Here is an 18,804-nt window from a genome sequence, read left to right as displayed (position 1 = left end):
GCTCATCGCTGCACCAGGTATTCGGGCGAAGCCATCGACATGTAGGCCGCCAGCTTCACGCGGTTGGTTAGCGCCGTGGTCTGGTTGGTCGCCGGCACGTTGATCGCGGATACAGCCTCGACGATGCGCGACCGTGTGGTCGGCGACATCCGTCCGCTCAGCAGGATCAGGTTCATCCGGTCGACCAGCACGCCGGCGTCGTTGGCGAGGGCCATCTCGGGCGCATAGTTGGGGCGTACATCACGGACGCCGTTCGATGCGGTCCCGATCCCGGCGTCGATCGTGGTCTGCAGGGTGTTGAGATAGCCGGCGACCGTGATCTCATCGACGATCTGGAACTCTGGCGCCACCAGCCCGGCCGTACCCACCCGCGAGTTCGGGGGCGAGTAGCCCGGTCGGAAGAAGTTGAAGACCGACGGCGAGGTCAGCGCGGACTGTCCCAGCGAGGTGTTGGCGCTGGTCGAGGTGATCAGCCAGTCGCCCGACGACGAGGTCGCCCCGAAGGCCCTGGCCCAGTGCGCCATCCGCACGACGGGCTCGCGCACCTTGCCGTAATTCAGGCCGTTCGAGACCGTCGCGCTGCGGGCCTCTTCGTCCAGGAGAATGGCGCGGACGACGGCGGCCATGTCGCCGCGCACGCCCCGGCCGTTGTTGTTGAACACCGTCGCCACGCGCGCCACGTAGGCTGGGCTCGGATTGCTAGTCACCAGCCGCTGGATCAACTGCTTGCCGATGAACGGCCCTACGTTCGGGTGGTTGAACAGGGTGTCGAGCGCGATCTTGAGGTCGCCGGCGGGGTTGGACACGTTTGAGGCGGGAATGACCGTCCCCAGAAACGCCTTGCTGCTGGTCGAGTGGAACTGGGCGTAGGGAATCATCGAGCGCGTGAGCGCCTCCGGCGGCAAATTCCCGCCCCGGAACGTCGTGTTCGATGGCGCGGTCGAGAAGTAGCTGTAGCCGGTGAACACCTTCGCCAGGCCGCTGATGTCGTCGGCGGTGTAGGTCTGGATCGGCCGGCCCGAGAGGTCCGTCTTCTGCGTGCCGTCGAGGTTCAGCTCGTAGAGGCCGATGGTCATCAATTGCATGACCTCACGGGCGTAGTTTTCGTCAGGCTGGCGCCCGGTGGCCGGATCCTCTTTCTGGTTGCCCAGCCAGGTGAGGTAGACGCCCATCTGGGGGTGCAGGGTCACCTGCTCGAGCAGGGTCCGGAAGTTCCCGAACGCATTGGCGCCAAGCATGTCGTAATAGGCGCCTGCGCCTCGATAGGACACGTTGGAGTCCGCCAGCGAGATCACGAAAATCTCGGACAGCGCCAGCTTCATCCGCTGCCGCAACTGGTCCGGCCCGGTCACCGCCTGGCGCCAATAGGAATAGTAGAATTCCGAGTTGCTGGGCGTGGCGCCCGCCGCGACCCGCGCATCGATCTCGGTCAGGTGGCTGGTCGGCGCCGGCGTCGTCATCTGCTGGTCGAGCCACTGGGAGTATCCCAGGGCGCGCACCTTGCTGATCTCGCTCTCGGTGGGGCCGTAGCTGGCCTGGGCCAGGAATCGCGAGGCCTCGACGGCCGTCGGCGGCGCGGTGTTGTCGGCGCCGGTTCCACGTGCGCCACTGCATGCGGCAAGGGCCAGCGCCGCCAGGACGCCAAGCCCGCGCAACCACCTGCGCGGCATCGAATCCCCCACGTGTAGCGCCCCTTCCGCTGAAGCTTGCCGGTCCCGCGGGCCGGTGTACACCCATCGAATATACGACGAATGCGACTTATTGGCTTCCACGGACGGTGAAGCTTTTTCCGTCGGAACTGGTGATTGTGCGCGTGTAAGAGCCAGCTAGGATCGCGCAGGGCAGGAAACCGGGCATGGGCACTTTCACCGCGGGCGCGATCGGCGTCGACTTCGACATCCTGGACCTCGGGCCCCTGGCTCTCGCCCCGATCGCCGGGGCGACGCCCACGTCGGTCGCCCTGAACCTGGCCGGCGTCTCGACCCAACTCTACGGTGTCGGCTTCACCTTCGGCGCGTCCGGGCCGCCCACCGCCGGGACCATCCAGCGGATCATCGTGGGCGTCGACGCCGGCACGGTCTACGACATCGCGGGCATCTCGATCCCGGCGGCCACTTTCCGGAACTGGGTCGCGACCGGAGACAACGCGTCGGCCAAGGCCGGCATCTTCGCCGGCTCGGACCTGTTCACCGGCTCCGGCTCCGACGACCGCCTGCGGGCCTATGCGGGCGCCGACACCCTGAACGGCGGCGGTGGGGCCGATGTGCTTGATGGCGGCGACGGCGACGATCAGGCCTTCGGTGGGACCGGCGCCGACACCATCGTCGACTCCAGCGGCGCGAACTACCTGCGTGGCGAGGACGGCGACGACTACGTCGTGGGCGGCGTGGGCTTCGACGACATCAACGGCAACATGGGCAATGACACCGCCGATGGCGGCCCGGGCGACGATTGGGTCGTGGGGGGCAAGGACAACGACCTGCTCTACGGCGATACCGGCAATGATCTCGTCTACGGCAACCTCGGGGACGACGTCCTGTTCGGCGGAGACGGCGCCGACACCATGCGGGGCGGCCAGGCGAACGACAGCTTGTCGGGCGGGGCCGGCAATGACTTCGTCTCCGGCGACCGCGGAGAGGACACGATGACCGGCGGCACGGGCGCCGACCTCTTCCACTCGTCGAACGACGCCGGCACGGATCGCGTGCTCGACTTCAGCCTGGCCGAAGGCGACCGGGTGCTGCTGGACCCGGGCACGACGTTCAGTGTCGCCGTCGTGGGCGGCGACACCGTGATCACCGTCACCGGCGGGCAGATCATCCTCGTCGGCGTGACGACGCCCCTGCCGGCCGGAACCATATTCGGCGCCTGAGGCGCCGCGCTACGCCGTCAGATGATTGGCCAGCCGCAGGCTCAACTGCACGATCGGCAAGGTCGGGTTCGAATGTCCGCCTGAGGCGAACACCGCGGCCCCCGCCACGTACAGGTTCTTCGACCCGTGGACCTTCAGGTTGCGGTCGACCACGCCGGTGGTGGGGCTGTCCGACATCCGCGCGCCGCCCATGTGGTGGTGGCCCGCAAGTTCGTCGTCCTTCGGATAGTCGCCACGCCCCAGCACCCAGTCGTCCAGCTTCAGGCGGCCCAGCTTGCGGGCCATCAGCCACTCGTTGAACTGTCCGGTGGTGGCCGTCAGGGTCCTGCGCTCGAGCGGGCTCTTGCGCCAGGTCAGGACGGTCGACGGAATGCCGAACCGGTCGCGGGACTTGGTCGACAGCGTGATCCCGTTCTCGAGCTTGGGCCCCTGCTCCCACGCCGCGCGCAGCTTCACGCCGCACACCAGGTTCTCACCCATCAGTTCCGACGCCCATGAGCCGACGGCCGGCGCCACGCACATGAGGTCCTTGACCAGTCGCTTGGCTGCGCTGGGGCTCAGCGGTTCGAACCGCAATCCGCAGTTCAGCACGCCCAGCTCGGCCTGCTTCTGCGGGGTCAGCGAGAAGAACCGGCGCTTGCCCGGCAGACCGAAGTCCACCAGCGCCGCGCCGATCGTGAAATGCGGGTGTTCCATCCAGTAGCGGCCCACCGGCGCGCCCTTGGCGTACAGCTGTCCGTTGTTGCGCGAATTGTGCCACAGTAGCTGCCGGCTGTTCTCGATCCCGCCCATCGCGAAGACGTACCTGCTGGCGACGATGTCCAGCTTCTTGCCGGTGTAAGATTGGAACGTCGCGTTGACGACCTGGCCGCCGCTCACCTTCACGTCGGTGAGGTTGGCGTTCACGAACAGGGCGATGTTCTTCGAGTCGGTCAGCGTCTTGCGGTACTTCGTCCCGAACCGGGTCGGCGGCGAGAACGAGAAGTAGACCTCCTGGATTCCCTGCTTCGTCGACAGATGCCGGGTGGCCCGCGGGGGCTTGATGTCGAGGATTGTGCAGGCCGGCGCCAGGTATGGATCCAGGTCGGCCTTGCTGATCGGCCAGTGGGCCAGCGGGTTGATGCGGTCCTTCCGGCGGAAGTCGACCTCTTCCAGGGTGTGACACCACCCGGCCCAGTGGCCGCTGGTTCCGCCCAGGTAGCGCAGGCGGGTCGCCATCAGGTCGAAGTAGGGATCGCCGACGGTCTCGCCGGAATAGCACCCCTGGGATTCCTCGCTCAGCTCGAAACCGCCGGCCTCGCAGAGCGCGACGCGCTTGCCCTTCTTGGCGAGTTCCAGCGACAGCGAGATGCCCGCCGGGCCCGACCCCACGACGCAGACATCGAACGTCTGCGCGGTCGTGGGCGCATTGATATTCAGATCTGTCAGCATGGCTCGCCCCTAAAGATCTTCAGGCTTCAAGATCCAGCCATTCTTTTCGACGTACTTGGAGCCGACGCCGAAGTGCCGAAGGAGCCCCAGCGACAGCGGGACAAGCATCGCGAACAGGAAGAACTGCCGTCTTTTCATGTACCGTTTCCTCTCCGTCAGCGACGTCCCTACGAGTCGTTGTCCTCGTATCGAGGGAGGACAAGGCTTCGAAACGTCGGCGCAGTAAAGGCGATTCGCCCGCGAAGCGCTTCGCCTTGAATCGACTGAACTCCCGAGGCACAAGGTTCGGTAGTTGGGGGCGGACCGGAACCCTCGGATGCTTGCCCTGACAGCGAACCCATGATCCCACGTAGACTTATCTGCGCAACGCCCGCCGCCGCGATTCTGCTGATCAGCGCCGGTTGCGCGCAAAGCGCGCCGCAGCGGCTGACGGCGTCCCCCAGCACACTGCCTGCCATCCTTGCCGCCGCTGGCGACGGAGATGTCGTCGTGCTGGCCAAAGGGGAATACCAGGACGTCGCGATCAAGAACCGCACCTTCGAAAAACCACTCACCATCGACGCCCGCGCCGCGACGGTCTTCGGCTTCCGAACGACCAATGTGGACGGATTGAAGGTAATCGGCGGCGAGTATCGCTTGCCGCCCCCCACCACCAACGCGAAGACCGGAAAGGTCGGCTACCATCAAGCTGTCAGGTTCGATCGCAGTCGCAACGTGACCCTGACGGCGGCGACCGTGAAGGGCACGGCCACGGTCCCCGGAGCGCCCCAGGACGCCTATGGCGAAGGTATCGGGACGCTCGTCTATCAGAGCGAGAACGTCGAAGTCTCCGACAGCCAGTACTCCGGACTGAAGACCGGCATCTCCGTGGGACGCACGGAGGGTTTCCGGTTCTTGCGCAACACGTTCTCGTTTCAACGCTCGGACGGCATCGGCTTGACCGACGCGAGAGACTCGATTGTCCGCAACAACAAGATCCGCACCTATCCCGGGGCCGAGTATCGCGCTTCCATCGCTATTCGCGGCAAAGGGTCCGTCCAGCGGTGCGGCAACGTGGTCGCGCCTGGTGTCGGCAAGTCCGGAGACAAAGATCCGCCGTGCTCAAACCGCTAGCGCGAGGCTGACCCGGACGTGAGACGCGGCGCCAAGATCTTCCTCATCGCCTCGCTGGTGGCGCAGGCCGCGGCGCTCGTGCGCTATGTGATCCTGGCCCGGATGCTCGGGCCGGCCGAACTCGGCCTCGCCGCGACGTTGATCCTCACCGCCCAGTTCTTCGAGAGCCTGAGCGACACAGGCGCCAACCGCTACGTCGTCCAAGACGCCCGAGGCCATACGCCCGAGGTAATGGGACTGGTCCACATGATCCTGGCCGGGCGAGGGATCCTGCTGGCAGCCGCCCTGGCCCTGACGGCCGGCCTAGTCGCCGATCTCTACAAAGCGCCGATCCTGGCCCCCGGACTGATCGCGCTGGGGCTGACTCAGGTGATTTTGGGCTTCCAGAACCTGGAGGTGCGCCGCGTCCAGCGCGACGGGGACTTCCGTCCCGAAGCGGTGATGACCATCGCCGGCGAGGTCACGTCGGCCATCGCGATCGCTGCGGCGGCCTGGATCGTTCGCGACCATACCGCGGTCATCTATGGCCTGACGGCGCGGGCCCTGATCATGCTGATCGTGTCGCACGTCATGGCGAAGCGACGCTATCGCTGGGCCTTCGGCAAGGCGGACGCGGTGGCCTTCTCGCGCTTCGCCTCCCCGCTCTTCCTCAACGGCTTGCTGCTGTTCTTCGGCTCGCAGGGCGACCGGATCCTGGTCGGCGCGTCGCTGGGCGCCGAGGGGCTCGGCTACTACAGCGCGATCATCCTCCTCATCTATTATCCGGCCGCCGCGCTCTCCCGGTTCGTGGCGAGCCTGCACATGCCCAATGTGGCGCGCACCCGCGATAACCCCGAGAAGTTCGCCCGCGAACGCGAGCAGCTGGGCGGCCGGGCCGTACTGCTGTCTACCGGGATGCTGCTGGGCTTCTGCCTGGCCGGCCCCCTATTCGCGCCCCTCCTCTACGGTCACGCCTTCGCCCAGCCCCTGCCGATGTTCGCCGCCCTGGCGTTGCTCCAGGCCGTTCGCCTGGCCCGTTGCTGGCCCACAACCCTGGCCCTGGGCACTGGTGACAGCTTCAGCGTGCTGGCCGCCAATGTGGTCCGCGTCGTCGCCCTGCCCGTCGCGATCTTCGCCTACAAGGCCTGGCCCTCGGTGTACGCAATCGTGGGCGCCTTCATTCTTGGCGAGTTGCTGTCGCTCGCCACGGCCCTCATCTACCAGTGGCGGCGCCGCGTGGTGCGGGCCCGCCGCGAGTTCGTGCGCTCGTTCCTGTTCACCCTCGCGGGAAGCCTCGCGGTGGGGCTGAGCGCCACGCTGCAGGAGCGCATGTGGGGCTGGTCAGCCGTCATGACCGTGACCCTTCTGGTGGCCCTGGCCTTCCACGCCTGGACCGAGCGGCCGACCATTCTGCACGCTTGGGGGCTGGTGAAATCTCGGGTCTTCCGGCGCGGCTGACCCAGCGCCGCCGAGATGCCTCGGGGCCCCTCGCCGCGGCGGCGTCGTATCAGCCCAGCGCGTTCGAGAGCTTGGTGCCGATGAAGGCCTTGCGGCGCGCCGTCGGGATCGACCGCAGGAACTGCGGGATGAACTTGTCCAGCATCTTGAAGGACTCGTTTGAATCGTCCCCCAGGGCCGAAAGACGCACGAGGATGCCGTCCGGGACGATGCCTTCGATGGACTGATCGATCCGCGTCTGCCGCTGTTCGCCGGCACTCTGCGGCAGCGCCTCGCCGAGGCGGGTCCAGTAGACGATGTTCTCGGTACGCTCTTTAGTATAGGCGATCACCCGGCGCGCGGGCAGCATCACGCCGCCGCCCAGCGCAACCGTCGCAGGCTCGCTCAGGCGCACGTTGAAGCCTACGGCCGGATAGCAGGACTCGGGCCTGTGCAACTGCAGCAGATCGCTCTGCGTGTCGCCATAGGCCGCCAGTAGCATCACCCCATCGCCCGTCTCTTCGTCGAAGTACGTGCGCGGAACGATCTCGCTGTAGAGTGAGCGGGTCAGGCTGCCCTCGAGCTCCGGTCCGATGTAGTCGGCGCTGCGCTCCGACGTCCACGCGCCGAACGAGTCCGGCAGCGACTTGTCGATCGTGACGCCGCCTTGCAGCAGCCGCAGCTTGTGCCGCGGCCGCAGGGCTTCGGCCGTGCCTAGTGCGGCGACACCCAGCGCGCCAAAGACGACATACCGACGGTTCATGCGGGGGCTCCCGAACGCACCCGCAGCAGGCGGGAGGCCACGTTGTCGATGGCGAACATCAGGACCAGAGCCACGGCGAAGAGGAAGAGGCCCGCCGTCACGTGCAGGAAGCCCTGCCCGACCGCGTCGCCAAAATGATAGGTCAGCAGGATCAGGGTCACGATCCGCAGCACGTTGGCGAGGATCGCGACCGGAACGATCAGGCAGAGCAGGAACAGCGAATAGCGCCAGCCTGCGTTGCGCAGCAGGTAGATGTAGAACAGCGTGATCGCGATCAGGCCGATCAGCGAGTTCAGGCCTGAGCAGGCGTCCTCGACCAGGAGCTGGTAGGGACCGGCGGTCATCGTGACGCCCTCGCGGACGATGGGGATGCCCATGGGTTCTACGACCCCGAACGAAAGCACCGAGACCAGCAGCTTCAGCGGCGCCGTGAACTGGTCGATGATCCAGCCGGGAAGCGGCAGCAACAGCGACAGGTAAAAGAGCGGGAACCAGTTCTTGGCCATCGTGCGCACGCCGAAACGGTCGTGCATCAGCGATATGGCGAAGCCGTACAGGCCGGCCGCTTCCAGGCTGATGATGTCGTAGGCGCGCCCGAACACATAGATCGGCAGCGAAGCCAGCACGCCCAGGGTCGTCAGGGCGATGTGGCCCGGCCGGGCCTCTTCGCTCATCGAGGGCAACTTGCGCCAGACGAGCCAGAGACCGGTGGCCAGGACGATGGGACCGTGCGCGCCGATGTCCCTGGACCAAACCTGGACACCCAGGCGGTACAGCGTGGGCGCAGCAAGCGCCACAGCCAGCAGAATCCAGGGTCCCCGCGACAGGAGCCACGCCCTGTCGATCGTCTGTACGTCTCCGGCGGCCGTCACGATTGCACTCTCAAGCCTGATTAAGGACCGCGCCGATCACACGGGCGCCATCTTCCTGCAAGTCCCTTGCCAGGTGCTCGACGTCCTTGATCCGCGTGATGTTGGTCCGCGCGACGACCAGGGCGTAGCCGATGATGCTGGCGACCCGCAGCGCATCCGAGCTGTCGCTCGTGGGTGGCGTGTCGATGATGGTGAACTCGAAATCGCGCAGGCACCGGTCGATCAGTCGGCGGAAGCCGCCCCCGCCCAGCAGTTCCTCGCCGATGTCCAGCATGCCGTCGGCATAGAGTAGCGACAGGTTCGGGAGGACCTCGTTGTGCACGTTCTCCGTCGGCGAGATCGCCGCGGCGGCTTCACGCCGCACGTCGGAAGCGTCGTCGGGACGAATGAACTCGCGCAGGCCGGGCGACCGCAGATTGGCGTCGATCAGGAGCGTGGATATGCCCACCTGAGACGTCGCGACGGCGAGGTTCGCCGCCGTGAACGTGCAACCCACGCCGGGCCTCGGCCCACAGATCGCCAGCCCCCGGCGGCCATCGTTCAGATGCCGCGCGATGACGTGGGTCCGGATCGTGCGGACGGCTTCGGCCTCGCCGGGACGCCCGTCGGAAAGGGTGACGAGATCTGGTGAGAAGACGTATCGCCGCTCGGCGGGTTCAGCCTCGGCCTTGATCGTCAGTTTGTGAGCTTCCTGCGACATCAGGATTTCGCCGATTGTGGTCGGAGCGCCGCCAATGACGGCCTTGCCGGGATAAGACCGCGCCAGCCAGCCGCCCCGCGACTTGGGCTTGTCGCCCTGGATCACGCCCAGCACAGGGGCCTTGATGGCATGCGCTACGTCGTCTGCGCTCCGGACGCGCCGCCCCACCAATTCCAGTAGCAACCCGATTAGCAGGCCGACCACGGCGCCGACCGGCAAAGCCGAGCCAACGATCAGCGGCTTGTTCGGGAAGATCGGAGCCTGGGGAGTCACAGCGGCGCCCAGCGGCGTCACGCCCGTCACCGCGACTTCGGCTTCCTGACGAAGTTGGGCTGCTCGCGTGGCCGCTTGATTGTACTGATCGCGACGCAGATTCACCTCTGCCTGCATGAGGCGAAGGCGCTCGACCTGTTCGCGTTGGGCCATGACCTTGGCTTTCTGGGCTTCCAGCATGCCGCTGGTGGCGCGGGCCGCGCTGACCGCGGCGGCGCTGGCCGCGCCCCCGGCGCTGCGCTCGCGGGCGACCTGGGCCGCCAGAAGTTCCCGGCGGCGGCGCATTTCCAACAACTGCGGGTGGTTCGGGCCCAGCGTGCGGCTGGCCTGGTTCAGCTCGGCCTCCAGCAGGGCCAGGCTGTTCTCGCTGGGCGAGGCGGCCACGGCGCTGGGCGTCATGATGGGCGCAGCGCCCTGCGTGGCCAGCGCGGCGAGGCGGGCAGACTCGAGGTCGACCTGCCCGTCCTGCAGGACGATGCCGGTTTCACGCTCGAAGTTCGCCTTGGCCTCTTCCGAGCGCAACAGCAGCCCCTTGGCCTTCTCGGCCTGAGTTTCATACCATTCGGCGTTGCGCTTGGCGGCTTCCTGGCGCGACTGCAGCGCCAGATCGACATACGCCTTCCGCAGCGCCTCACTCACTTCCTTCGCCCGCGTCGGCGACGCAGAGGCGTAGGTAATCTCGAGGATGTTGGAGCCCTCGATCAGGCGGGCGCTGGTGCCGTCGACAACCTCCTTCGAGGCCCACGTACGGAAGTCTACCTTGCTGTCCTTCTGGTTGTCCTTGAACCAGGCCTGGACGCTCGGGTTCGTCGCCCAGCCCAGATTGTCGACCACACGGCCGGCCACCTGGTAGTCCTTCACCAGCTCGACTTGGGTCTTCGAATAGGCGCGCACGAAGGGCGAGGAGATCACTTGGCCCGTGACCGGGTCGGGCTTGACGATGTCGAGCATCACCCGCGACTGGGCCTCATAGCGAGGCGGCGCCAGCTGTACGAAAATCAGAGCGCCAATGAGGGCCGCTGCGGCGCACCCGCCTATGATCAGCCGGTAGGCCCAGAGAATCCGGAGGAATTGAAAGACGTTCATCGCGCTCTCGCTAGAATAGCCGTTCGCCGATTTCGATCACGTCGCCCGGCTCGACCTTCGAATCGAGATCGACCTTCGTCTTCTTGCCGCCGCGGCTCACGGTGACTTTCTTGTCGGAACCCGACTCGGCCAGACCACCGGCGCGGGCGATCGCCGTGCGCACCGTGGTATCGCCGGTCAGCGTCAGCTGCCCAGGCGAATTCACCTTGCCGGAGACGTAGAACGTCTCGGCGAGGGGCGCGAAAATCTTGTCGCCGGCCCGAACGAACGGATCCTGAGCGTCGCCGCCCGTCGAGAGTTCATGGATCGGGTACTTGCGCTCTTCGCCGTTGGCCGAGCGCACGAGCAGGTAATCGGCCGCAGTGTCGCGAACCCCGCCCACGCGGGCCAGGATCTCGGACAGGCGATAGGGCCGGTTGATCGGGATGAGGCCGGGCGAGCCGATCGAGCCCAGGACGGTCACATAGCGGCTGGCGTATCCGACCACCTCGACGGTCACCACCGGGTCCGCGAAGAACCCGCCGGAGACCAGCGCCTTGCGAACGGCTTCCGAGACCTCGGCCGTCGTGCGATCGGCCACCGGCACCTTTCCGATGAGCGGAAGCTGGATCGTGCCGTCAGCCTGCACGCGCGTGCGGCCGTTGAAGTCCTGGCGCCCCAGTAGCCCAACCTCGATCACGTCGTCGCGGCCCAGGATGTAGGCGGACGATGCGGAGTCGGCGATGCCGGCCGCCGGCGGCGGGCTGGTGGCGTTCGTCGTGGAGGCGGCGGGTTGTTGCGCCTGCGCGCTCGCGCTCGCCGCGGCGAAAAGGCCGGCAGCAAGGACGGCGCAGAAGGTACGGGTGCTCATGTTCGCCTCTTCTAGAAACTCGTCTGGGCCGAGACCCCGATGCGGGTGGCAGTATAGGTGAATTGCGGTAGATTGGCGTCGCGCTCCTCGTACCGAACGTTCAGCGAAAGGCTCAGTCTGTCGTTCGGCGAGAAAGATACGTTGCCATATATGGCGTCGGTTTCAGCGTCGGTGACGACCAGCAGCGCCGAGGCCGTATCGGCGTTGGAATTGATCTTCTGCCAGGAGTAGCCGCCCTCTAAGCTCAGGCGGTCCCCGGCCTTGTAGCGAACGAGCGCGTCGGCCTTGGTCGTCTTGTCGAACGTTTTGCCCACCTGCTGCGAGGGCGTGATGTTGCGGCTGCCACGAACCTCGAATTCGATCCGCTCGCCCAGACCGTAGGTGACGTCGGCGCTGTAGGTCTTGGAATTGAAGCTCTGGTCCACTCCGGCCGGCGAGAATTCGCGCTTCAGATGCGTCAGTCCGCCCTGTCCGCTAACGGTCAGCCGTTGGCCAATCTTGCGGCTGTACCCGACGAAGTATGACTGAGTGAAGAAACCGTCGCCGACAGGTCGGCCCGGAATGATGCGATTTGGGAATTCCGAGCTGCTGTAGCCGAAGCCCGCCGAGAAGGTTCCCAGAGTCGGCCGGGAATAGAGTAGCTGGACATTGGCGACCTCGGTGGTCGTGTCCGACTCCTTCACCCTCAAGGCCGAGTTCTTCACATCCGAACGCTGCACCATGAATGAGGCGCCGGGGCCCGACGAGCGGGCGCACTGCGCGCCGACACCCGTCGCGAAGACCTGCTGGAGGTTCTTGGTGGTGCCGACGTCGAGGTTGGCGAGGTCTGATTGCGCGGCCTGATAGCTTCCGAACAGAACCGGACGGCAGGGCCCGAGAATACCCCCGACGCCGCCGGAGACCTTGGCGCGACGGCGATTCAACTCGTCATTGTACCGGTGGAAAGCGTAGCCGACGTCGCCGTTCAGGAAGACGGATTGGCGGCCGAACGGCTGCACCAGCGTGGCCGTTACGGCCGGCAGCAAGACATAGTCGTCCTTGGATAGATTGCGTTGGGACGTGAGCAGGGAGCTCGAACGCGAGATGTTGTTGTCGTAGTAGCTTTCGGCCCGCACCCCGACCTTCCACTCACGCTTGGTCTGCACGGTCGGCATCTCCTGCGCCATCGCCAGCGCAGGCAGAAGAGTCCCAAGAGTTAAGGCGGCTCCTCGTGCCAACGCCTTCAATCGCATCTTACAGAGCCCCCGGACTTCACGTGTGTTTGACCCATCAGTTGCTAACTATCAACTAAGGCGAGAACGTGTATAGGCGCAGGCCCCGCATCTAGAGCCGGCTCCGCCGCCCCTGGATCGTGCGGCGCACCGTGCCCAGCAGGTTCTTCAGCGCCTCGACAGGCGGAGCCTGTCGAGCGGCTTCCGCCACCTTGAGACCCGGCATCCGAGGACGCGGCTGCGCCACCAGGGGTAGCGCCGCCGTCCGCGCCAGAACCAGCCGCTTCCGCCGCGCCTGAGAGGGCTGCATCTTGTCGATCTCGCCAGGCGCGAGCGGTTCGACCTCGATGGCGCGGACGTCCAGCGCGCTTTTCAGCAGGGCTTCGCCGGCTTCGGTCCGCGCGATGATCAGGCTGCGGCCCTCTTCTTCCTCGAAACTGGGATAGCCGGAATCGTCGCCGTACCAGGCGTCGGCGCAGGCGATGTCGGCGACGCCGCCCACCGCATCAGGACAGATCTTGCACCGGAACTGCACCTCCTTTGAGAGGTGCGCGCCCCAGCTGTCGGCGTACGACATCTCGCCCACCCGCCCGTCCGACGTCTCGGCGGCGCAATTGCCGGGCCAGCCTCGGCCTCGGAACCGGAACGCCGAGAGCGGCTCGCCTGCCAGGCCCATGGCGCTCAGGATGCGGCCGACCCCGTCATGACTGGGAATGCCGCCGCAGAAGAACGACAGCACGATCGGCACGTGGGCCGCGATCCTCGGGTCGTGACGGGCCAGCCGGCGCAGCGCCGAGGCGTCGCAGGGCTTTCCCACGAACGCCGCCTTGCCGCCCTCGGCCACGAGGGCATCGATGTCGGCCAGCGGCGATGAGGCGGTGTAGCGCGAACCTGCGGCGGCCAACACCTCCGCCGGCGACCGCGAGACGACCGTGACATTGCGCGTCGGCTGGGCGGGGTCGGCGGCGATGTGGACCACCCGGTCGATCAGGCCCGTCTCCAGGGCGTGGATCAGCAGGCCCGAGATCGCGCCGCCGGACGAGCCTTCGAACCGCGTGTGCTCGTTCGTGGCCGCCCCAGTCATCACCTGGCGCAGGGGCCCCCAGTAGGGATGAATTTCGGGGGCGCCCGCCCATGGTTCGACAACGGCGCCGGGGCAGGCGTCGGCGATCGTGCGCTCAGCCTCGCGGCTCACCGGTCCCTGAACCACAGGACGATTATAGCCGGGAGGCGTCGACTCCATGCGGATGGCGCCGCCGGCCACGCCGGCGCACAGGCCGCAGCCGGTGCACAACTCTCCGGCAAGAACCCGGCGGACGGTCGGCGAATCAGGGAGGTTCTCGGACATCGGGCTCCGCTTCGAGACGGCTTGGGACCTCTATGGTCTTCACCGCCGGCTGTCATCTGCGCCAAACAACCCTCGGTTAGACGGCATAAGGTTCACCGGTCCTTTACGCTGTCGCGTTCGATAGATAGGCGAACAAGCAACGGGGTGGCTTCGGCGATGGTGAATTCAGGCGACAAGGATGCGGTCCAGGGCCCGGAAAAGGGCCGGCGCCTGCGCCTTTGCCTGGCCGCGTCGGGCGGCGGCCACGTGCGTCAGCTCCTCGACCTGCAGCCGGTCTGGTCTCAGCACGATTACTTCTTCATCACCGAGGACACCGCCCTAGGGCAGACCCTGAAGAACGACCACCGCACCTACTTCGTCCCACATTACGCCTGGGGTCAGGTCAAGTTCGGCACGCCGTTCAAGATGATCGGACGCGCCATCGCAAGCTTCTTCCGCACCGCCGGGATCATGCTGCGCGAGCGGCCCGACTTCGTGATCAGCTCGGGGGCCGGCGCCGTCTTCTTCGCCGTGCTGTGGGGCCGGCTGCTCGGCGCGCGGATTGTCATCATCGAAAGCTTCGCGCGCTTCGAGAAGCCGTCGTTGTTCGGCCGGATCGCCGCGCCGTTCGCTCACGACATGGTCATCCAGTCGGCCAAGCTGGCGTCCGTCTATCCGAAGGCCCGTGTTTACGATCCGCTGAAGTATCCGGACACCGAGCCGCCCGCGAAGCAGCCGCTGCTGTTCGCCACGGTGGGCGCCACCCTGCCGTTCGACCGCCTCGTGGACTCGGTCGCCCAGCTGCACGCCGAGGGCGCGATCCCGGAGCGAATCCTGATCCAGACCGGCATCGGCGGCCGCTCGCCCGAGGGGCTGGAGGTGCACGAGACCCTTCCCTTCGACCAGATGCAGGCGCTGCAGCGCGACGCCTCGATCGTCATCTGCCACGGCGGCACCGGGTCGCTGATCACCGCGCTGCGCCAGGGCTGCCACGTCATCGCGCTGCCGCGCCTGTTTGCGCTGGGCGAGCACTACGATGACCACCAGCTCGAGATCACCGAAGCCTTCGAGGTTCGTGGCCTGGTCAAGGTGGCCCGCTCGGTGGACGAGCTGCGCACGGCCCTGGCCGAGATCCGCGACCGCCCCCGCCGCCAGGCGACCACCGATCCGCGCGAGCTGATCGACTTCCTGAACGGCCTGATCGCCGCCAGGGCCGGGGCTGCCTAAGGCTGCGTCGCTCTAGGCGCCGAAGGCCGGTTCAACGACATCGCCACCGAGACGATAAGGCGCCGGCCGGGGATCTCGACGAGCCTGTACGTGATCCACGACAGCACCGTCGTCGCCGCGAGAACCAACGCGATGGCCCCTAGCGCGACACCGGTGTTGTCCGGGCGGAAGCCGGGCAGCAACAGCTCGAACACGCAGATCGCGACCAGAAGGTGGATCATGTAGACCGAGTAGGAGATCTCGCCGAGCAGGACCAGGAACGGGTTCGACAGCACGGGGAAGATTCCGTGACGCTCGCAGTCGGCGGCGAAGAACACCACGAAGGCCATGCCCATCACCGCGAGCGTCGCGCCCGGAACCTCCAGGCCCGGTGAAAGGGCGCCCAGGTACACCCCGGCGACGGCGACCAGCACGCTGGCGATGAGGCCGGTTCTCGCGCCCCTGCGTCCCGCGCTCCAGCCGACGCCAAACTGGTACAAGGCGACGCCCAACATGAACTCGGGGACGATGCGCAGGATGCCGATGTTCCACGACATCTTCGTCAGCTGCAGATCCATCAGCCCGGCGGTAGCCGTGGCCATGCCCAGGAACAGCGCGATCGCAAGGGCGAGCTTAACGCCTGCGCTCCCGCGCGCGATCCGGAACAGCAGCATGAAGACCGGGAACATGAGGTAGGCGAACCACTCGGCGCTGATCGACCATGACGGGAGATTGAACAGGAGCCCTGGCGTCGCGCCCCAGGCGTGAATCAACGTCACGTGCGCCATCAGCGCGCGGATCAGGACGCCGCGTTCCAGGTGCTCGAACGGGTAGCCTGGGTTCCAGATTTCGTACTCGAGCCCGGCCAGCGCCGAGATCACACCCAGAACGAGGAACAGCGCCAGGGTGAAGAGGTGCATGGGATAGATTCGCCCCAGGCGCTTGGCGATGAAGCTCCAGTAGTCGAAGCGAGCCTGGTCGACCTGGCTCTTGTAGACGTGCGTCAAGACAAAGCCGGACAGCACAAAGAAGAAGTCCACGCCGAGGTAGCCGAAGAGGACGATAGGCGCTTCCCTCAGGGGAATGGCGTGGGTGAATTCCTTGAGATGGAACAGCACAACCCAGGCTGCGGCCAAGTATCGGATCGACGTCAGCGCATTGATCTGCGCCGGATACTCTAGTGTCTTGCCGTCCACAGACCACCCCCCTGCACGCCCACCTCAGCTTCCCTATTCGTGGGACGCTGCCTGCGCAATCGCCTTGCAAAGGGGGCGCCGCTTGATCCCGCGGCGCTATGCGATAGAGAGGCGGTGGCGCCTGCCCAAGGATTGCACGGCCCAGGCGTCATGCCGCGGAAGACCTTCGCGGATTGCGCCGGAGCGCATCGCCGCAGTTGAAACGGTAACTTTACAAGTGCGACTTACTCCGGCGATTCACGCCGCCGCCTCCGCGGCTCGGCCCACTCAAGAGTACGACGGTGAACACGATGTCCTCAGACGCCATCCTGCATGACCTCCGCGAGATCATGATCGACGTGTTCGACATCGATGAGCTCGACCTTACGACGGCTACGACAGCGGAGGACATCGAGGAGTGGGACAGCCTGAGCCACGTGCGTCTGGTGGTCGCCGTCGAACGTAAGTTCGGCTTCAAGTTCAAGAATTCCGAGATTGAAGGGCTCAAGACGGTCGGGGACCTCGTGACCCTCATCGAAGCTAAGAAGGCGGCCTGACGGCCGGCTCAATCGGAGCGCAAATGCTTTCGGACCTGGCCTGGCTTCCGCGCCCTCCGGCTGACTTCCGCGACCGCGTAAAGGCGTTTCGCGCCGAGGCGGCCGCCCCGGGCGAGGCCTTCTTTGAACGCGTTGTGGGAATGGCTACGGCCGCCCTCGACGAGAACCAGTTGGGTCAGGCCGCCCGCCTGGCCCGCGAAGTCTTGGCCGGCGGATCGCCGCCCGCATCGTTCGCCAAGGTCCAGCTGGGCCTGATCGGCGACGGGACGCTCTCGCTTCTGGCGCCGGTGATCGCCGGGTCGGGTCTACGCCACGGTCTCCTGATCGACGTCGTAGAAGGCGCTTACGGAAGCGCCGTGCAGCAGGCCATGGATCCTTCCAACCCGCTGCACAGCGCGGGTCTGGACATGCTGGTCGTCGCCTCAGACGTCCGAGGCCTGGGCCTGCACCGCGCCGCAGACTCCATCGAGGACGCCGGGCAACGCGTGGAGGCGGCCCTGGGTCAGCTTCGGCTCGTGGTCGATGGCCTGAAGCCGGCAGTGTCCGCTGCAATTCTCGTACAGACGGTCGCGCCGCCGCTTGAGCCCCTGTTCGGCAGCTTCGACCGCGTCGAGCCCACGTCCAGCTACGCCATGGTCGAGGCGTTCAACCGCCGGCTCGCCGAGTGGGCGTCCTCTGGCCAGGTTGTCCTGCTGGACATCGCCCGCCTTGCCCAGTCGATCGGCCTCGAGCGGTGGGACGCGCCCGGTCACTGGAACGCCTCGAAGCTGCCCTTCGCGCCTGAGATGGCTCCCGTCTACGGCGATCTCGTCGCGCGCACCGTCGCCGCACTGCGCGGCCGGGCGAAGAAGTGCCTGGTGCTCGACCTCGACAACACCCTCTGGGGCGGCGTCATCGGCGACGACGGCGTGGCCGGCATCGCGCTGGGCCAGGGCTCGGCGGCCGGCGAGGCCTTCCTGGCGATCCAGCAGACCGCCCTGGAACTGCGCCGCCGCGGCGTCGTCCTGGCCGTCTGCTCCAAGAACGAGGAGGCCGCCGCACTCCTGCCCTTCCGCGAGCATCCCGAGATGATGCTCAAGGAGGACCACATCGCCGTCTTCCAGGCCAACTGGACCGACAAGGCCGCCAACCTGCGCGCCATCGCCGAGACCCTGAACATCGGCATCGATGCGCTGGTGTTCCTGGATGACAACCCGGCCGAGCGCGAGCAGGTGCGCCGCGAGCTGCCGCTGGTGGGCGTGCCCGAACTGCCTGAAGAGCCCGCGCTCTATCCGCGGATGCTGATGGCCGCCGGGTACTTCGAGGCGGTCGCCTTCACCCAGGACGACCGTGATCGCGCCGGCATGTACCAGGCCAACGCCGCCCGCGCCGCCGCCGTGAGCGCCTCGGGCGACCTCGACAGCTACTTGGCCTCGCTGAACATGGTCTGCACCATCCGCACCGTGGACGCTGTCTCGCGGCCGCGTGTGGCGCAGCTGATCAACAAGTCGAACCAGTTCAACCTGACCACCCGGCGCTACACCGAGGCCCAGGTCGAGGCCGCCGAACAGGACCCCCGCCGTCACATCAGCCAGGCGCGCCTGGTCGACAAGTTCGGCGACAACGGGATCATCTGCGTGATGGTCGCCGATCGCCAGGGCGAGGCCTGGGAGATCGACACCTGGCTGATGAGCTGCCGGGTGCTGGGCCGCCGGGTCCAGGAGGCCTGTCTCGACCATCTGGCGCGCGCCGCGCAGGCCGATGGCGCCCAGCGGCTGATCGGACGCTACATCCCGTCCCCCAAGAACGCGATGGTCCGGGACCACTACGCGAAACTGGGGTTCACCCAGACCGGCGACGAGGACGGCGCAACGGTGTGGGAGCTGGATCTGACGGCCTACGCGTCGCCGGACCTTCCGATGACGATCGACGATGAAGCGCGCGCGCCGCTCAAGGCCGCGGTCTGAAAATGC

General features: G+C 66.6%; 16 protein-coding genes. 6 read left to right on the top strand and 10 right to left on the bottom strand.

Annotation, left to right across the window (positions count from 1 at the left end; all coding sequences use genetic code 11):
• Positions 1 to 2 precede the first annotated feature (2 nt).
• A complete protein-coding gene (locus ACQ66R_RS21660; RefSeq protein ID WP_430425450.1) occupies positions 3 to 1,670 on the bottom strand; it encodes a DUF1800 domain-containing protein in 1,668 nt (555 codons plus the stop codon).
• Positions 1,671 to 1,855: 185 nt separating this feature from the next.
• Here ACQ66R_RS21660 and ACQ66R_RS21655 point away from each other — a divergent pair, with 185 nt between their 5' ends.
• The gene (locus tag ACQ66R_RS21655) at positions 1,856 to 2,872 is read left to right on the top strand and encodes a calcium-binding protein (protein WP_430425448.1); all 1,017 of its coding nucleotides are present in this window, start codon (positions 1,856 to 1,858) and stop codon (positions 2,870 to 2,872) included.
• A gap of 9 nt (positions 2,873 to 2,881) precedes the next feature.
• Here the strand turns inward: ACQ66R_RS21655 and ACQ66R_RS21650 are convergent, their stop codons facing one another.
• A complete protein-coding gene (locus tag ACQ66R_RS21650) occupies positions 2,882 to 4,303 on the bottom strand; it encodes a GMC oxidoreductase (RefSeq protein WP_430425446.1) in 1,422 nt (473 codons plus the stop codon).
• A 9-nt stretch (positions 4,304 to 4,312) separates the two neighbouring features.
• Positions 4,313 to 4,441 (bottom strand): hypothetical protein, encoded by a 129-nt coding sequence (locus ACQ66R_RS21645; RefSeq protein ID WP_293364891.1) that lies wholly within the window; start codon positions 4,439 to 4,441, stop codon positions 4,313 to 4,315.
• A 201-nt stretch (positions 4,442 to 4,642) separates the two neighbouring features.
• On the opposite strand from ACQ66R_RS21645, the gene ACQ66R_RS21640 reads away from it, so the two are divergent.
• Together ACQ66R_RS21640 and ACQ66R_RS21635 are read left to right on the top strand one after the other, a co-directional pair.
• Positions 4,643 to 5,416 carry a right-handed parallel beta-helix repeat-containing protein gene (locus tag ACQ66R_RS21640; protein WP_430425444.1) on the top strand — a complete coding sequence of 258 codons (774 nt, stop codon included), beginning with the start codon at positions 4,643 to 4,645 and terminating at the stop codon, positions 5,414 to 5,416.
• 18 nt (positions 5,417 to 5,434) lie between these two features.
• Positions 5,435 to 6,853, top strand: coding sequence for an oligosaccharide flippase family protein (locus ACQ66R_RS21635; RefSeq protein ID WP_430425443.1), 1,419 nt, complete (start codon positions 5,435 to 5,437; stop codon positions 6,851 to 6,853).
• A gap of 49 nt (positions 6,854 to 6,902) precedes the next feature.
• Here ACQ66R_RS21635 and epsI read toward each other — a convergent pair whose 3' ends face one another.
• The 6 genes from epsI to ACQ66R_RS21605 all read right to left on the bottom strand — a co-directional run bounded on the left by epsI (position 6,903) and on the right by ACQ66R_RS21605 (position 13,935).
• Entirely contained in the window at positions 6,903 to 7,595 is a 693-nt protein-coding gene (epsI, locus tag ACQ66R_RS21630) for an exosortase-associated protein EpsI, V-type (RefSeq protein WP_430425441.1), read from the bottom strand.
• A complete protein-coding gene (gene xrtV / locus ACQ66R_RS21625) occupies positions 7,592 to 8,467 on the bottom strand; it encodes an exosortase V (RefSeq protein WP_430425439.1) in 876 nt (291 codons plus the stop codon). The genes epsI and xrtV overlap by 4 nt, the downstream gene beginning before the upstream one ends.
• Positions 8,468 to 8,477: 10 nt before the next feature.
• A complete protein-coding gene (locus tag ACQ66R_RS21620; protein WP_430425438.1) occupies positions 8,478 to 10,526 on the bottom strand; it encodes a Wzz/FepE/Etk N-terminal domain-containing protein in 2,049 nt (682 codons plus the stop codon).
• Positions 10,527 to 10,536: 10 nt separating this feature from the next.
• The gene (locus ACQ66R_RS21615) at positions 10,537 to 11,376 is read right to left on the bottom strand and encodes a polysaccharide biosynthesis/export family protein (RefSeq protein WP_430425436.1); all 840 of its coding nucleotides are present in this window, start codon (positions 11,374 to 11,376) and stop codon (positions 10,537 to 10,539) included.
• Between the two features lie 11 nt (positions 11,377 to 11,387).
• Positions 11,388 to 12,521, bottom strand: a complete 1,134-nt coding sequence (locus tag ACQ66R_RS21610; RefSeq protein ID WP_430425434.1) for a hypothetical protein — start codon at positions 12,519 to 12,521, stop codon at positions 11,388 to 11,390.
• Between the two features lie 178 nt (positions 12,522 to 12,699).
• Positions 12,700 to 13,935: a Coenzyme F420 hydrogenase/dehydrogenase, beta subunit C-terminal domain gene (locus ACQ66R_RS21605; RefSeq protein WP_430425432.1), complete on the bottom strand. Its 1,236-nt coding sequence runs from the start codon at positions 13,933 to 13,935 to the stop codon at positions 12,700 to 12,702.
• 156 nt (positions 13,936 to 14,091) lie between these two features.
• Here ACQ66R_RS21605 and welK point away from each other — a divergent pair, with 156 nt between their 5' ends.
• The gene (welK, locus tag ACQ66R_RS21600) at positions 14,092 to 15,141 is read left to right on the top strand and encodes a beta-1,4-glucuronosyltransferase WelK (protein ID WP_430425430.1); all 1,050 of its coding nucleotides are present in this window, start codon (positions 14,092 to 14,094) and stop codon (positions 15,139 to 15,141) included.
• Here the strand turns inward: welK and ACQ66R_RS21595 are convergent.
• Positions 15,138 to 16,316 carry an acyltransferase family protein gene (locus ACQ66R_RS21595; protein WP_430425428.1) on the bottom strand — a complete coding sequence of 393 codons (1,179 nt, stop codon included), beginning with the start codon at positions 16,314 to 16,316 and terminating at the stop codon, positions 15,138 to 15,140. The two genes, welK and ACQ66R_RS21595, sit on opposite strands and share 4 nt — an antisense overlap.
• A 290-nt stretch (positions 16,317 to 16,606) precedes the next feature.
• Between ACQ66R_RS21595 and ACQ66R_RS21590 the strand changes: the two genes are divergently transcribed.
• Together ACQ66R_RS21590 and ACQ66R_RS21585 are read left to right on the top strand one after the other, a co-directional pair.
• Complete coding sequence (locus ACQ66R_RS21590) at positions 16,607 to 16,852, top strand: acyl carrier protein (RefSeq protein ID WP_430426380.1); 246 nt, start codon at positions 16,607 to 16,609, stop codon at positions 16,850 to 16,852.
• Between the two features lie 140 nt (positions 16,853 to 16,992).
• Complete coding sequence (locus tag ACQ66R_RS21585) at positions 16,993 to 18,798, top strand: HAD-IIIC family phosphatase (protein WP_430425426.1); 1,806 nt, start codon at positions 16,993 to 16,995, stop codon at positions 18,796 to 18,798.
• Positions 18,799 to 18,804 lie beyond the last annotated feature (6 nt).

The sequence above is a fragment of the Phenylobacterium sp. genome, assembly GCF_965284355.1.
In the GTDB taxonomy this organism is placed as follows: domain Bacteria; phylum Pseudomonadota; class Alphaproteobacteria; order Caulobacterales; family Caulobacteraceae; genus Phenylobacterium.
This window is presented reverse-complemented; position numbering and strand designations above follow the sequence as displayed.